Raw genomic sequence first — 14,361 nt, 5'->3', positions numbered from 1 at the left:
AATGCCTCTTTTCTGCTCTAGGACAGCATAGGATGAGGAACGACAAGGCTCCACTGGTAATGGGTCGCAAGACTGACAATCCCGTGAGCATCGCGGACGGACTGGCACAGGCGGCAACACTTGCCTCGAAAAAGGGCCCGCCTCCGGTCCATCTGTGGAACCCGCCCTTTTGCGGTGACATCGACATGGAGATCCGTGCGGACGGCACCTGGTTCTATCAGGGAACGCCGATCGGCAGACCAGCGATGGTGCGGCTTTTCGCCTCGATCCTGAAGCGCGAGGGGGACGCGCATTTTCTGGTGACGCCCGTGGAAAAGGTGGGAATCCGCGTCGTCGATGCACCCTTCCTGGCGGTCGACGCCGATGTCGACCCATCAACGGGTGCTGTGACATTCACAACCAATGTCGGCGATACCGTCACCGCCGGCGTCGACAATTCTGTCACCGTGCGGGGCAGCGCCGATGCGCCGCGGCCCTATCTGCATGTCCGCCGCGGGCTTGAAGCCCTGATCGACCGCAAGACCTTCTATCGCCTTGCCGAGCTGGCCACCCCCGACGATTCCTGTCGGCTGGTCCTGCATTCGGACGGGGCCATTTTTCCGCTGGAGCCCTGACATGGCCCGCTTTGCCGCGAACCTGACCTATCTGTTCACCGAATTGCCCATGCAGCAGCGATTCGCCGCTGCCCGGCGCGCCGGCTTCGACGGGATCGAGATCCTGTTTCCCTATGATCTGCCCAGCGACGATCTGGTCCAGGGCGCCGAATCGGCGGGGCTGGATTTTGTGCTTCTGAACACCCCGCCCCCGAACTGGTCCGGGGGACCACGGGGCTTTGCCGCGACGCCCGGAAACGAGGCGCGCTTCCGCAGCGATTTCGATCGCGCCGTCCAATTGGCGACGGCGCTGAAGGTCCGGCATGTCCATGTCATGGCCGGACGCGCGCAGGGCAGCGCCGCGCGCCGGACCCTGGTCGAGAACCTGACATGGGCCGCGAACCGCGCCCCCCATCTCAGCCTGACGATCGAGCCGATCAATACCAGCGACCATCCCGGCTATTATCTGAACAGCTTCGATCTTGCCGCCGAGATCCTGACCGAGGTCGGCGCCCCGAACCTGGGCCTGCAATTCGACGCCTATCAGGCCCAGATGATCCACGGCCGTTTGCTGTCGCTGTGGGAGCGCTTCGCCCCCCTGACGCGGCATGTGCAGGTCGCTGGCTGGCCCGGCCGTCACGAACCCAGCGCGGGCGAGATCGATTTCTCGCGCTTCTTCCGCGCGGTCGAGGCCAGCAACTACGACGGCTGGATCGGCGCGGAATACACCCCGCTCGCCTCGACCGAGATGGGCGTGGACTGGCTGCGCTCGGCCTAATAGGCCGAGTTGCCGGTACCGGCCGGAAGCGCCCCGTAAGGCAGCCAGATCGTCTTGGCCCGGCTCGCCGCCCGCAGGAAGCGGCGACCCTGCGCGTCCTCCGAACCCCAGTCCGAAACATCGGTCGACCAGACGGGTATCAGCGTCTCAGCCGCGGCGCGTTCGACGGCGGGATTGGGTTCTGGCTGCCAGATCGCGTTCACCCCGTCATGCGCGGCCAGCGCTTCGGCCAGCGCGTCGCGGGGGCCGGTGACGATATTGACCACCCCGCCCGGAACGTCCGAACAGGCCAGCACCTGCGCAAGGGTCAGCGCCGCCATGGGTCGATCCTGCGAGGGCACGACGATGGTCGCATTCCCCATCGCGATGGCGGGAAGCAGCAGGGACATCAGCCCTGCAAAGGGCGCGTTCTCGGGCGCGATGATGCCCATCACGCCCTGCGGTTCCGGCTGGACAAGGGTCAGCAGCCCGCCCTTGGCAGATACGGTCTGACCATCGTACTTGTCCGCGAAGCCCGCATAAAAGAAGCAGCGCCGGATCGCGGTCTCGACCTCGGCATCCGAGGCGAAGCGCGCGAACTCGGTCCGCCTCAGCGCAAGGTTCTCGGCCATGAAATACAGCACCTGCGCCCGACCATGCCCGCCCAGCGCCTGCCATTTCCCAAGGGCGCCCTGCGCGGCTTCGACGGCGTTGCGGATGTCCTTGCGCCCGCCCAGCGGGATCAGCTCTCCCTGCGCGGCATAGCTTGCCCCGCCGTCGGGACGCTTCTGTGCGCCGCCAATATACAGCTTGACGGTGCGGTCGATCTCTCCCGGCCCGACCTCGACGGGGTTGGCTGGGCGGGGTGCCGCGCCCTTGCCCGCAGGACGGGACTGCGGCACGGCCAGATAATCCAGCATCCCTTCGCGCCCGCCTTCGCGGCCATAACCGCTGTCGCGGACCCCGCCAAAAGGGGCCGCCGCATCGAACAGGTTTGCGCAGTTGATCCAGACCACCCCCGCCCTGATCCGCGCGGCAAGATCGGTCGCCACGGTCGCGCTTTCCGACCAGACCGAGGCCGCCAGCCCATAGGCGGTGTTGTTCGCAAGCTCGATCGCCTCATCGGGCGTGCGAAATGTCGAAAGCGTGGCGATGGGACCGAAGATTTCCTTCCGCATCCCCGGATTGGCGGGCGCAATTCGTCGCAGATAGCCCGGTGCGATAAAGCAGCCGCTACCTTCCTGCCCGCCGACCAGTTCGGCGCCTGCCGCCTGCGCCTCGGTCAGAATTTCAAGAATGCGCTGCTTTTGCACCGGATCGACGATCGCGCCGATATCGGTCGATTTGTCCAGCGGAGGTCCGACGCGCAGCTTTTCCATCCTGCGGCGCAGCAGCGTTTCGAACCGCTCGGCTATGGCCTCGGCGACCAGGATGCGGGAGCCGGCGCAGCAGACCTGACCCTGGTTGAACCAGATCGAATCGACGACGCCTTCGACTGCCGCGTCCAGATCGGCATCCGCCATGACGACAAAGGGCGACTTGCCGCCCAGTTCCAATGTCAGCCTCTTGCCCGTTCCCGCAAGCGCACGGGCAATGCCGCGCCCGACCTCGGTCGAGCCGGTGAAGGCGATCTTGTCGACGGGCGCCTGCACCAGCGCGGCACCGGTTGCGCCATCGCCCGTAACGATGTTCAGGACGCCGGGTGGCAGACCGACCTCGGCGCAGATCTCGGCAAAGGCCAGCGCGGTCAGCGGCGTATATTCGGCGGGCTTCAGGACCACGGTATTGCCTGCGGCAAGCGCGGGCGCGACCTTCCATGCCAGCATCAGCAGCGGAAAGTTCCACGGGATGATCTGGCCGCAGACGCCAAGGGGCGCATGGCCCGGAAACTCGGTTGTCGCGATCTCGGCCCAACCGGCATGGTGATAGAAGTGGCGTACGACCAGCGGAATGTCGATGTCGCGGCTTTCCCGGATCGGCTTGCCGTTGTCCAGCGTCTCAAGCACGGCCAGAAACCGCTCTCGCTTCTGGACTGTCCGGGCGATTGCGTAAAGGAAACGCGCGCGGTCATGGCCAGAGGTCGCGGCCCAACCTGGTGCTGCGCGGCGCGCGGCACGGACGGCCCGCGCGATGTCTTCTTCGCTACCCTGAGAAACCTGCGCCAGATCCTGCCCCGTCGCAGGATCGCGGGTCGCAAATGTCTTGGCCGGCTTCGTGAACTTGCCGTCGATGAAATGGCCAAGGCTGCCCTGCCGGGCCAGCCATTCGCGAACGGCCGAGGCATCCTCGGTCGCGGGGCCGTATTCCATGCTTTCCATGATCTCGCCTACGCTTGGCATCTTCACTTATCCTGCCGCCAGACGGTGCGAGGCGGCATAGCGCCCCGTCACGTGATGGGAAATCTGCCGCTCGATATCCCCCAGAAGAGAGGACGCGCCGATGCGGAACAGGTTGGGGCGCAGCCAGTCGCGGCCCAGTTCCTCGACCATGAGCACCTGCCAGTTCAGCGCGTCCTTGGCCGTCCGAAGCCCGCCCGCGGGCTTGAACCCGACCGCGAAGCCGGTCTGATCGCGATAATCGCGAATGGCGCGCAGCATGGTCAGGCTGACAGGCAGCGTGGCATTGACGGGCTCTTTCCCGGTCGAGGTCTTGATGAAATCGGAACCGGCCTGCATCGCGACATGGCTGGCCTTTGCGACGTTCTCCAGTGTCTTCAGCTCTCCGGTCGCAAGGATCGACTTCATCAGCGCGCCGCCACAGGCCTCGCGCATGGCGCAAAGCTCATCGTAAAGCGCGGACCAGTCACCCTGCAGGACATGGGCGCGACTGATGACGATGTCGATTTCGTCCGCGCCCTGGTCCAGCGCATAGCGGATCTCGGCCAAGCGAAGTTCCAGGGGCATCAGACCCGCGGGAAAGCCGGTCGCAACGGATGCGACCGGGACGCCCGAGCCATCCAGTGCACGCTTGGCCGCGGAAACCATCGTGGGATAGACGCAGACGGCGCCGGTGGTCAGCCCCTCGATCCCCAGAGCCGAAAGCTGACCGGCATCGATCGGCTGCCGCGCCTTGGCGCAAAGTCGCGCGACCCGGTCGGAAGTGTCATCACCCGACAGCGTGGTCAGGTCGATGCAGCGAACGGCGTTCAGCAGCCATGCCGCCTGCCATTCCTTCTTCAGGCTGCGCCTTTGAGGCAGGCTGGCTGCGCGACGCTCGCTTGCGGGCGTGTTGACGCGGATGGTCTCGAACCATTCCCGATGCAGGGCGGTGCCGGGATTTCGGCGTCCGGGTGCTTCGTCTTTCATGCGTCCCCCTTTTCGTGGACCCCGGCAAGCTAATCAGTGCCGCTCGCTGCGGCAAGCGGTCAGCGGCCGCGCAGCCCGCGCCACCAGCGTCCGACCCGCCCCGCCGCGCGATCCCGAGCAGCGTCGGCGCGCGCGTCGATGCGGTCCCAGGTTTCATCCGCCGAACGCAGGGCCGGATCGATGCTGCGTTCGCGGAACTGATTCCACATCCGCCAGATCATGAACAGGAACAGCCCCATCACCAGCAGGATGATGACCGCGGGCCAGTTGAAGGGCCTGACGTCCGGCCCCGCGACCGGGCGGACCGCGATCGCGTTGGGATAGATCGACAGCCACGACACCCGCCACCCGTACGAGGTGATGCTGACCCATTCCGGCGCAGCCGAGCTTGACTTCAGGTCGGTCGCCTTGGCGTGCAGGTTCGAACTGTCGTATTTGAAATAGGGCGGCCAGATCCAGCCGGTATCCTCGTTGCGATAGACATAGGGCTTGCCGTTGGGGCGCACCGTATCGATGAACCGCACGTCGCGCTGGCCCTGCGCGTTCTGGATCGTGCCGGTATCCGCCGCGGCATAGAAGATCGAGTTCGCCCCGATTTCGGTCAGGCGGTTATAGGTATTGGTGATCCGAACCGTCTGCTTGGAAGGCAGTGAATAATCCAGGAACAGAAAGACGGTGACGCCGAAAAGCACACCCAGAAAAGTCAGAAACCAGCGCATCGGCGCCCCCTTCAGTCATAGTTCACCAGGATCACGATCATCACGATCACGACCAGCGGAAGGACCAGCACCAATCCGACCAGTCGCGCGCGAAGGGTCTTCCCGAAACCGACCATGGAACGCCGGACGAACTCGCGCCGCGGGGCCGAGTTCCCTGCCGCCGACGGGTGACGCCTGTCCCATTCCTTTTCAAGCGCCTCGCGCCTCGTGCTGCGGATATAGATCGAAAGAAGGACATAGAAGATCAGTTCGATGACAAGCACCAGCCCGATCAGTCGCAAGAGGGCAATCATGGTCTTTCCCGAAGGCTCTGGTCGCTGGGCATGCCCCATGGAAAGACCGCGCGCAGGATCTGTCAATGACCCGCCTTTGGGATTCCCACCCGCCGCATGCTGTGGCATCATCCCGAAAAACGAGGAAACGCCTTGATGTCCGAACGCCTTTCGATCAGCGCCCTGGTCTTTTTCGTCGTGATGGCCCTGATGGGCACTTATTTCGCCTTTGCCGCGGTTCAGGGGCCGTCGGGGGTCCTCAGGCGGGAACAGATCAAGGCCGACACGCGCGAACTTGTCGCGCAGCGCGACCGGCTTCAGGCGGATGTCGACCGGATGCGGAACCTGACCCATCGCCTTTCGGACGATTACCTGGATATCGACCTGCTGGACGAACGGGCGCGGGACGTTCTGGGGTATCTGCGACCGGAAGAAATCATCATCCGCTGATCGTCCGGCAGGCAACCGGGCGCGGTCTGGCGCCGGAACCCGCGTGGCGGCAGATCGCAGGTTTACTTTCCCCGGAACTCCGTCCTAGAAGTAGTTTAACGCTGAACTATTCCTGCGCCGAGGAGGACCCATGGTCAAAAAGCCCACAGCTACGGAGAGCGCGTCCAACGTTTCCAAGGACGAGCTGCTGAAATACTACCGCGACATGCTGCTGATCCGCCGATTCGAGGAGAAGGCGGGCCAGCTTTACGGCATGGGCCTGATCGGGGGCTTCTGCCACCTGTATATCGGCCAGGAAGCCGTCGTCGTCGGCCTTGAGTCCGTGACGAAGGAAGGTGACAAGCGCATCACGTCCTATCGCGACCACGGCCACATGCTGGCCTGCGGCATGAGCGCGAACGGCGTCATGGCCGAGCTGACCGGACGCGAGGGAGGCTACTCCAAGGGCAAGGGCGGCTCGATGCACATGTTCAGCCGCGAGAAGCATTTCTACGGCGGCCACGGCATCGTCGCAGCGCAGGTGCCGCTGGGTGCCGGCTTGGCTTTCGCCGACAAGTATCTGGGCAATGACAACGTGACCTTCACCTATTTCGGTGACGGCGCGGCGAACCAGGGCCAGGTCTATGAAACCTACAACATGGCCGAACTCTGGAGCCTGCCGGTCGTTTTCGTGATCGAGAACAACCAGTATGCGATGGGCACCTCGGTCAAGCGTTCGACCCGCTCGACCACGCTGTTCGGCCGCGGCGCCGCGTTCGGCATCCAGGGCGAGCAAGTCGATGGCATGGACGTCCTGGCAGTCCGTGCTGCCGGTGAAAAGGCCGTCGCGCACTGCCGTGCGGGCAAGGGCCCCTATATCCTTGAGGTCATGACCTATCGCTATCGCGGTCACTCGATGTCGGACCCGGCGAAATACAGGACCCGCGAAGAAGTCCAGAAGATGCGCGACGAACGCGACGCCATCGAGCATGTCCGCGACCTGCTGCTGACCGGCAAGCACGCGACCGAGGAAGACCTGAAGGCGATCGACAAGGAAATCAAGGATATCGTCAACGAATCCGCCGAGTTCGCCAAGGAAAGCCCCGAGCCGGCGCTGGAGGAACTCTGGACCGATATCTATGCCGATGACCTGCCCCAGGGCGCGGTCAAGCAGAACGCCTGAGCGGGAGAAGACCATATGGCAACCGAGATTCTGATGCCCGCCCTGTCGCCGACCATGGAGGAAGGCACACTGGCGAAATGGCTGAAAAAGGAAGGCGACGAGGTCAAGGCCGGTGACATCATCGCCGAGATCGAGACCGACAAGGCCACGATGGAGTTCGAGGCCGTCGACGAAGGCATCCTGGGCAAGATCCTGATCGCCGAAGGCGAACAGGGCGTGAAGGTCAACACCCCGATCGCCGTACTGGTGGCCGAAGGCGAAAGCGCCGACGACATCAAGATCGACGCGCCCAAGGCCGAAGCCGCGCCCGCCGCCGCCAAGGCCGAGGCTCCTGCCGCCGCAAGCGTCCCCGCCGCGCCGAAAACCGACCGCTCGCCCGACTGGCCGGAAGGCACCAAGATGAAGACCATGACCGTGCGGGAAGCCCTGCGCGAAGCCATGGAAGAGGAAATGAACCGCGACGAGACCGTCTTCCTGATGGGCGAGGAAGTCGGGGAATACCAAGGCGCTTACAAGATCTCGCAGGGGTTGCTGGACAAGTTCGGTCCGCGCCGCGTGGTCGATACCCCGATCTCGGAAATCGGCTTTGCCGGCATCGGCACCGGCGCCGCCATGGCCGGTCTGCGCCCGATCGTCGAATTCATGACGTTCAACTTTGCCATGCAGGCGATCGACCATATCATCAACTCGGCCGCGAAGACGCTTTACATGTCCGGCGGCCAGATGGGCTGCTCGATCGTGTTCCGCGGTCCGAACGGCGCCGCTGCCCGCGTCGGCGCTCAGCACAGCCAGGACTATGCCGCATGGTATGCGCAGATCCCCGGCCTGAAAGTGGTGATGCCCTATTCCGCGGCCGATGCGAAAGGCCTGCTCAAACAGGCGATCCGCGACCCGAATCCGGTCATCTTCCTTGAGAACGAGATCATGTATGGCCGCAGCTTCGAGGTTCCCGACCTTGAAGACTTCACCATCCCCTTCGGCAAGGCGCGCATCGCCCGCGAAGGCAAGGATGTCACGCTGGTCAGCTTCGGCATCGGCATGACCCACGCGCTCGACGCGGCCGAGAAACTGGCCGCAGAAGGCATCGACGCCGAGGTGATCGACCTGCGCACCCTGCGCCCGCTTGACTATGGCACCATCATCGAATCGGTGAAGAAGACCAACCGTCTTGTCACCGTCGAGGAAGGCTTCCCGGTCGGCGCGATCGGCAACCACATCTCGGCCTATGTCATGGAAAACGCCTTCGATTATCTCGATGCGCCGGTCATCAACTGCACCGGCAAGGACGTGCCCATGCCCTATGCCGCGAATCTTGAAAAGCACGCGCTCATCACCACGGCCGAGGTGGTCGAGGCGGTGAAAAAAGTCACCTACCGCTAAGGGAAACGCGAGATGCCGACAGAAATCCTGATGCCTGCGCTTTCCCCCACCATGGAGGAAGGCACGCTGGCCAAATGGCTGGTGAAGGAAGGCGACGAGGTGAAAGCGGGCGACGTCATCGCCGAGATCGAAACCGACAAGGCCACGATGGAGTTCGAGGCCGTTGACGAAGGTCGCGTGGGCAAGATCCTGATCGCCGAGGGCAGCGCCGGGGTCAAGGTGAACACCCCCATCGCCGTGCTGCTGGAAGAAGGCGAATCCGCGGCGGACATCGGTGCGGCCGCCGCCCCGAAAGCCGCGGCCACGACCGAAGCTCCCAAGGCCGAGGCGGCCCCGGCACCTGCCGCCGCCAGCGCCCCTGCCCCCGCCGCCGCGAAGGCAGCGGATGGCGGCCGCATCTTCGCCTCGCCGCTTGCGCGCCGGATCGCAGCCGAGAAAGGCATCGACCTGGCCACCCTGACCGGCTCGGGCCCGCGCGGCCGGATCGTCAAGGCAGACCTGGAAGGGGCAAAGCCCGGCGCGGCGAAACCCGCAGCCGAGGCTCCGCGCGCCGCTGCCGCTCCGGCTGCGACCGCACCTGCCGGCCCGTCGGCGGAAACCATCCTCAAGATGTATGCCGAGCGCGAGACGACCGAGGTTCAGCTGGACGGCATGCGCCGTACCATCGCCGCACGCCTCAGCGAGGCCAAGCAGACCATCCCGCATTTCTATCTGCGCCGCTCGGCCAAGCTGGACGCGCTGATGGAATTCCGTGCCTTGCTGAACAAGCAGCTGGAATCGCGGGGCGTGAAGCTGTCGGTCAACGACTTCATCATCAAGGCCTCGGCCCTGGCGCTGCAGGAAGTTCCCGACGCCAATGCCGTCTGGGCAGGCGACCGCATCCTGAAGCTGAAGCCCTCGGACGTGGCTGTCGCCGTCGCGATCGAAGGTGGCCTGTTCACTCCGGTCCTCAAGGATGCGCAGCAAAAGACGCTGTCCACCCTTTCGGCCGAGATGAAAGACCTGGCCAGCCGCGCCAAGTCGAAGAAGCTGGCCCCGCATGAATATCAGGGTGGCAGCTTCGCCATCTCGAACCTCGGCATGTTCGGGATCGAGAATTTCGACGCGGTCATCAATCCGCCGCATGGCGCGATCCTGGCGGTCGGCGCAGGCATCCAGACCCCCGTGGTCGAGAATGGCGAGATCGTCATCCGCAATGTCATGTCGATGACGCTGTCGGTGGACCATCGCGTGATCGACGGGGCATTGGGCGCCCAGTTGCTGGAAAAGATCGTCAGCCATCTGGAAAACCCGATGGGCATGCTGGCCTGATCCGACCCGGATCGCCACGACGACAAAGGGGCCCTCGCGGGCCCCTTTACTGTTTCAAAATAGCCCAGGGTCCGGGGCAGCGCCCGGTCCTGCGTCACTCGCCCGGCATGTCCGGTGCCGAGTTGAGCCCGATCCGTCGCCCCAGCCAGCCCCCGATCCGGCTTTGACCGCCGTGGATCACCGAGAACAGCGACGGCACGAACAGCAGGGACAGCAGCGTCGACAGAAGCAGCCCACCAATCACGGCAATGGCCATGGGGGCGCTGAACTCTGCACCCTCTCCCGTGCCCATGGCCGAAGGCACCATGCCTGCGGTCATCGCGATGGTGGTCATGACGATCGGCCGCGCGCGCTTGTGAACCGCATCCAGAATGGCCGCTCGCTTCGGCGTTCCGCGATCCATGGCGGACAATGCGAATTCGATCAGCATGATCGCGTTCTTGGTCACGATCCCCATCAGCATCAGGAAGCCGATCACCACCGCCATGCTGATCGAGTTTCCGGTCAGGAACAGCGCCAGGATCGCGCCCCCGATGGCCAGCGGCAGCGACATCAGGATCGAGATCGGGGTGACGAAATTGTGGAACAGCAGCACCAGCACGACATAGGTCAGCATGACGCCCGACACCATCGCGACGGCGAAAGCCTCGAAGACTTCGCCCATGATCTCGGCATCGCCCGAGGGTTTGATCTCCGTGCCCGGTGGCAATTCGATCTGCTGCTGCAATTGGGCCACTTGCTGGTTGACCGGACCCAGCAACGCGCCCTCGGCCAGGTTGGCCGAGACCGTGGTGCGATAGCGCCGATCATAGCGCCCGATCTCGGTCGCACCCGCCGAGATAGCTATATCGGCCACCGCCTCCAGCGGAACCTGCCCGGCAGAGCTGGGCACGCGCAGGTCACGCACGGTCATCAGGTCGTGGCGCGCGCCTTCGTTCAGGCGCACCATGATCGGGATCTGCTCCTCGCCGGTGTTGAACTTGGCAAGGTTCGACTCGGTATCGCCCAAGGTTGCGATGCGCAGCGTGGTCGCCAGCGCGCTTGCGGTCACGCCAAGCTCGGCCGCGACGGCATCGCGGGGATGGATCTGGATCTCGGGCCGCTGAAGTGCCGCCGATGAGGTCACGTCCTCAAGTGTCGGCAGGCCCTTCATCGCAGCCATCAGGCGTTCCGCCGCCTCGGCCGCGCCCTGTTCGGTCGTGCCCAGAACCGAAATCTCGAAATCGTTGGTCCCCGCCTCGTTCAGGAAGTTCAGGCGCATGTCGGGGAACTCGGACAAGTCGCGCTTCAGCACATCCTCGATCTCGAAGCTTGAGCGTTTGCGTTCCTTCTTGGGGCCGTAATTGACCAGAACGCGCGCATCGGTCACCTGCCCGTCACCGCCATTGACGAAGACCGAGCGGACCTCTGGCTCCTGCATGATCCGTTCCGAGATGCGCCGCGTCGCCTCGGATGTCTGCGCGATCGTCGATCCCGGCGGCAGCTCCACCGAAACCTGGCTGCGTCCGACATCCTGCGCGGGCACGAACTCGGTCGGCAGCAGCGTCGCCGAAAAGATCGAGCCGGCAAAGATCCCCAGCCCCAGCAGCAGTGTCAGCCCGCGATGCCGCAGGGTCCAGCCCAGGATGCGCATCAGGAAACGCAGCATCGCTCCGTCGCGCCCTTCCGCGATATGGGTATTGTCGCGCAGGATATAGGCCGCCAGCATCGGCGTGATCAGCCGCGCCACAAGAAGCGAGAACAGGACCGATACCGCCACGGTCAGCCCGAACTGCTTGAAATACTGACCGGCAATGCCACTCATGAAGCTGACCGGCGCAAAGACCGCGACGATCGAGAAACTGATCGCGATCACGGTCAGGCCGATCTCGTTCGCGGCCTCCATGCTCGCCTCATAGGCGGGGACGCCCATGTTGATATGTCGGACGATGTTCTCGATCTCGACGATGGCGTCGTCGACAAGGATGCCAGTCACCAGCGTGATCGCCAGCAGGCTCACCCCGTTCAGCGTGAAGCCCAGCAAATGCATGACGAAGAATGTCGGGATGATCGACAGCGGCAGGGCCACCGCCGCGATCAGCGTGGCGCGCCAGTTGCGCAGGAACAGGAAGACCACGATCACCGCAAGCGCCGCGCCCTCGTAGAGCGTGTCCATGGCCGAGTGATAGCTGGCCGCCGTATGCGTGGTTGCGTCGTCGATCAGATCGATCCGGGTGCCGGGATTGCGGTCCATGATCTCGGCGATGCGCGCCTTGGTGCCGTCGCCCGCGACAAGGTCGGATTCACCGCTGGCACGAAAGACGCCGAAGGCCACGACAGGCTGGCCGTTCAGCAACGCGAATTTTCGTTCTTCGCTGGGACCATCGGTCACGCTGCCCAGCTGGTCCAGCCGGACCGTCCGGCCCTGCCCGATCAGGATCGGGGTCGCCGCCAGTCGCGCGACATCGGGGGCCGATCCCAGCGCGCGGATCGAGTATTCGGTCCCGCCCAGATTGCCCCGTCCGCCGCCAAGATCGATGTTCTTGGTCCGCAGCTGGTCCGAGATTTCGGCCGCCGTCAGCCCGAACGCCTGCATCCGCGCCGGGTCCAGATCGACGTTGATCTGCCGTTCGGCCCCGCCGATGCGCGTGATGCTGGCAACACCCCTGACAGTCGACAGGTCGCGTTCAACAACGTCGTCGACGAATTTCGACAGCTCCTCGATCGACTTTCCGGGATCGCTGACGGCATAGGTCAGGATCGCCATGCCGCTGATGTCGATGCGCTGGACCAGTGGTTCAAGGATCGAGTCGGGCAGGTCCGATCGCACGTTCGAGACCGCGTCCTTGACGTCGTTCACGGCGCGGTCGGTATCCGTCTCAAGCTCGAACTCGACGGTGATGACGGCCGAACTGTCGGTCGCGGTCGAGCTGATATGCCGCACCCCGGTGATGGACGAGATCGAATCCTCGATCGGCTGGATTACCTGCCGCGTCAGTTCCGACGGCGCGGCGCCGGGTTGCGAGACCGTGACGCTGACCAGCGGAAGGTCGATATTCGGCATCGCGGTGACGGCAAGCTTGCTGAAGCTGTAAAGCCCGATCAGAAGCAGGACCAGAAAGACCGCAATCGGTGGAACCGGACGGCGGATGGACCAGGTGGCGAAATTCATGGCGCGGCTTCGGCAAGGTCGCCGTCCTGCTGCGCGGGCCGGGTACGAACCCGGTCACCACCCCGGAAGAAGGCCCCGGCACGGGCGATGACTTCTTCCCCCGGCTCCAACCCCTCGACCACCTCGCGCTGGCCCTGCCAGACGATGCCGGCCTTGACCGGGCGGGTCTCGACGACGCCGTCGCGCACGACCTGCACACGCTCGCCCTCGTCATCGGCAAGAATGGCTGTCGTGGGCACAGTGATGGCCTGGCGGCGGTCGGTAATGACCCAGCCGCTGGCGAACAAGCCGATGCGCAAGCGGGGATCGGAGGCAAGCGAGATGCGGGCCTGACCCAGTCGCGTGACGGGATCGACAGTAGCGGGCACCAGCCTGACCTTGCCTTCGACCGGGACGATGCCGGCCAGCATGACTTCGACCGGATCATCTTGCTTGATCTGCATCAGCGCGGTTTCAATCACGTCGGCGGCAAGTTCGATCTCCCCGCGCGCGATCATGGTGAAAAGCGCGTCACCACCCGTGCCGGAAATCGTCCCCATCTCGGCCGTGCGTCCGACGACCACGCCATCAACCGGCGCCTTGACGCGCGAACGGTCAAGGTCAAGCCGCGCGATATGGCGCGCGGCATCGGCCTGCGCCAATTGTGCCTGCGCGACACCCAGCCCATCCGAGGCCGAAGCCGTCGCCGCGCGGGCCGCGGCTTCGGTCGCCACCGCGTCGTCCAGCGCGGCCTGCGCGGCGCTGCCGCTTTTGCGCAGGCTTTGCGTGCGGTCCAGCGCAAGCTGGGCCTGCCGCATTGTTGCTTCCGCGCTGACGATCTGGCTTTGCGCCTGGCTGACAGCGGCCACAGCGCGCTGATGTTCAGCATCGGCCTGCGCAAGCTGCGCGGCCAGCGTTTCGTCATCCAGGACGGCCAGCACGTCCCCCGCCTTCACCGTGTCGCCGACCTCGGCCAGCACTTCGCGGATCTTGTGTCCGGCGACATTGGCGTGGACCTGCACCGGCTCTCTTCCCACCAGCGATCCCGTGACGGGCACCCGCGCTTCGATCGTGGCGACGGCGGCCTGCGCGGTGGTGACCACCGGCACCTCCTGGGCGACGGTCGCCGCATCGGCCTCTTGCCCCGGCACGGGCTGCGCCAGCGACAGGGCCATGCCAAGACCGGCCCAAAGGGCGGCGATGCACCTGCGACTTGCTGACATCGTCGAAATTTCCTCCCGGCACGTGCCGCAGAGATAGGCATGACCTGCCGCGGCAACAA

The 14,361-nt window shown here is 64.8% G+C and carries 12 protein-coding genes; 6 read left to right on the top strand and 6 right to left on the bottom strand.

The annotated features are described in order from the left end of the window. The first annotated feature begins 59 nt into the window (after nt 1-59). Both RM190_RS07670 and RM190_RS07665 read left to right on the top strand, forming a co-directional pair. On the top strand, nt 60-614 hold the full coding sequence (locus RM190_RS07670; protein WP_311758831.1) for a DUF1285 domain-containing protein: 555 nt from the start codon (nt 60-62) through the stop codon (nt 612-614). 1 nt (nt 615) lies between these two features. Then, nucleotides 616-1,371 (top strand): hydroxypyruvate isomerase family protein, encoded by a 756-nt coding sequence (locus RM190_RS07665; RefSeq protein WP_311758830.1) that lies wholly within the window; start codon nt 616-618, stop codon nt 1,369-1,371. On the opposite strand, the gene RM190_RS07660 is transcribed toward RM190_RS07665, so the two are convergent. Genes RM190_RS07660 through RM190_RS07645 form a run of 4 tightly spaced genes read right to left on the bottom strand, consistent with a single transcriptional unit; the run spans nt 1,368 to nt 5,667 of the window. After that, nucleotides 1,368-3,689 carry an aldehyde dehydrogenase family protein gene (locus tag RM190_RS07660; RefSeq protein ID WP_311758829.1) on the bottom strand — a complete coding sequence of 774 codons (2,322 nt, stop codon included), beginning with the start codon at nt 3,687-3,689 and terminating at the stop codon, nt 1,368-1,370. The two genes, RM190_RS07665 and RM190_RS07660, sit on opposite strands and share 4 nt — an antisense overlap. Nucleotides 3,690-3,695: 6 nt before the next feature. Beyond that, nucleotides 3,696-4,655: a deoxyribose-phosphate aldolase gene (gene deoC / locus RM190_RS07655; RefSeq protein WP_311758828.1), complete on the bottom strand. Its 960-nt coding sequence runs from the start codon at nt 4,653-4,655 to the stop codon at nt 3,696-3,698. A 59-nt stretch (nt 4,656-4,714) separates the two neighbouring features. After that, nucleotides 4,715-5,374, bottom strand: coding sequence for a DUF1523 family protein (locus RM190_RS07650; protein ID WP_311758827.1), 660 nt, complete (start codon nt 5,372-5,374; stop codon nt 4,715-4,717). A gap of 11 nt (nt 5,375-5,385) precedes the next feature. Next, nucleotides 5,386-5,667 carry a hypothetical protein gene (locus RM190_RS07645; RefSeq protein WP_311758826.1) on the bottom strand — a complete coding sequence of 94 codons (282 nt, stop codon included), beginning with the start codon at nt 5,665-5,667 and terminating at the stop codon, nt 5,386-5,388. A 135-nt stretch (nt 5,668-5,802) separates the two neighbouring features. Here RM190_RS07645 and RM190_RS07640 point away from each other — a divergent pair, with 135 nt between their 5' ends. The 4 genes from RM190_RS07640 to RM190_RS07625 all read left to right on the top strand — a co-directional run bounded on the left by RM190_RS07640 (nt 5,803) and on the right by RM190_RS07625 (nt 9,949). Next, on the top strand, nt 5,803-6,096 hold the full coding sequence (locus tag RM190_RS07640) for an FtsB family cell division protein (protein ID WP_311758825.1): 294 nt from the start codon (nt 5,803-5,805) through the stop codon (nt 6,094-6,096). A 130-nt stretch (nt 6,097-6,226) separates the two neighbouring features. Then, on the top strand, nt 6,227-7,258 hold the full coding sequence (gene pdhA, locus RM190_RS07635) for a pyruvate dehydrogenase (acetyl-transferring) E1 component subunit alpha (protein WP_311758824.1): 1,032 nt from the start codon (nt 6,227-6,229) through the stop codon (nt 7,256-7,258). 15 nt (nt 7,259-7,273) lie between these two features. Continuing rightward, complete coding sequence (locus RM190_RS07630; protein WP_311758823.1) at nt 7,274-8,638, top strand: pyruvate dehydrogenase complex E1 component subunit beta; 1,365 nt, start codon at nt 7,274-7,276, stop codon at nt 8,636-8,638. Between the two features lie 12 nt (nt 8,639-8,650). After that, nucleotides 8,651-9,949, top strand: coding sequence for a pyruvate dehydrogenase complex dihydrolipoamide acetyltransferase (locus RM190_RS07625; RefSeq protein ID WP_311758822.1), 1,299 nt, complete (start codon nt 8,651-8,653; stop codon nt 9,947-9,949). A gap of 94 nt (nt 9,950-10,043) precedes the next feature. Here the strand turns inward: RM190_RS07625 and RM190_RS07620 are convergent, their stop codons facing one another. Together RM190_RS07620 and RM190_RS07615 are read right to left on the bottom strand one after the other, a co-directional pair. Continuing rightward, on the bottom strand, nt 10,044-13,100 hold the full coding sequence (locus RM190_RS07620; protein WP_311758821.1) for an efflux RND transporter permease subunit: 3,057 nt from the start codon (nt 13,098-13,100) through the stop codon (nt 10,044-10,046). Next, complete coding sequence (locus RM190_RS07615) at nt 13,097-14,302, bottom strand: efflux RND transporter periplasmic adaptor subunit (RefSeq protein ID WP_311758820.1); 1,206 nt, start codon at nt 14,300-14,302, stop codon at nt 13,097-13,099. Before RM190_RS07615 ends, RM190_RS07620 begins: the two co-directional genes overlap by 4 nt. Nucleotides 14,303-14,361: the final 59 nt, after the last annotated feature.

The sequence above is a fragment of the Paracoccus broussonetiae genome, assembly GCF_031854425.1.
In the GTDB taxonomy this organism is placed as follows: domain Bacteria; phylum Pseudomonadota; class Alphaproteobacteria; order Rhodobacterales; family Rhodobacteraceae; genus Paracoccus; species Paracoccus broussonetiae.
Note: the sequence above shows the minus strand (reverse complement) of the source record. Positions and strands in the feature narration are given on the sequence as shown.

What these genes read in the sequence shown, in the direction of transcription:
- RM190_RS07670 (WP_311758831.1), top strand. Translation starts at nt 60, where the DNA reads ATGGGTCGCAAGACTGACAATCCCGTGAGCATCGCGGACGGACTGGCA.
- RM190_RS07660 (WP_311758829.1), bottom strand. Translation starts at nt 3,689, where the DNA reads ATGCCAAGCGTAGGCGAGATCATGGAAAGCATGGAATACGGCCCCGCG.
- RM190_RS07665 (WP_311758830.1), top strand. Translation starts at nt 616, where the DNA reads ATGGCCCGCTTTGCCGCGAACCTGACCTATCTGTTCACCGAATTGCCC.
- RM190_RS07615 (WP_311758820.1), bottom strand. Translation starts at nt 14,302, where the DNA reads ATGTCAGCAAGTCGCAGGTGCATCGCCGCCCTTTGGGCCGGTCTTGGC.
- deoC (WP_311758828.1), bottom strand. Translation starts at nt 4,655, where the DNA reads ATGAAAGACGAAGCACCCGGACGCCGAAATCCCGGCACCGCCCTGCAT.
- RM190_RS07650 (WP_311758827.1), bottom strand. Translation starts at nt 5,374, where the DNA reads ATGCGCTGGTTTCTGACTTTTCTGGGTGTGCTTTTCGGCGTCACCGTC.
- pdhA (WP_311758824.1), top strand. Translation starts at nt 6,227, where the DNA reads ATGGTCAAAAAGCCCACAGCTACGGAGAGCGCGTCCAACGTTTCCAAG.
- RM190_RS07640 (WP_311758825.1), top strand. Translation starts at nt 5,803, where the DNA reads ATGTCCGAACGCCTTTCGATCAGCGCCCTGGTCTTTTTCGTCGTGATG.
- RM190_RS07630 (WP_311758823.1), top strand. Translation starts at nt 7,274, where the DNA reads ATGGCAACCGAGATTCTGATGCCCGCCCTGTCGCCGACCATGGAGGAA.
- RM190_RS07625 (WP_311758822.1), top strand. Translation starts at nt 8,651, where the DNA reads ATGCCGACAGAAATCCTGATGCCTGCGCTTTCCCCCACCATGGAGGAA.
- RM190_RS07620 (WP_311758821.1), bottom strand. Translation starts at nt 13,100, where the DNA reads ATGAATTTCGCCACCTGGTCCATCCGCCGTCCGGTTCCACCGATTGCG.
- RM190_RS07645 (WP_311758826.1), bottom strand. Translation starts at nt 5,667, where the DNA reads ATGATTGCCCTCTTGCGACTGATCGGGCTGGTGCTTGTCATCGAACTG.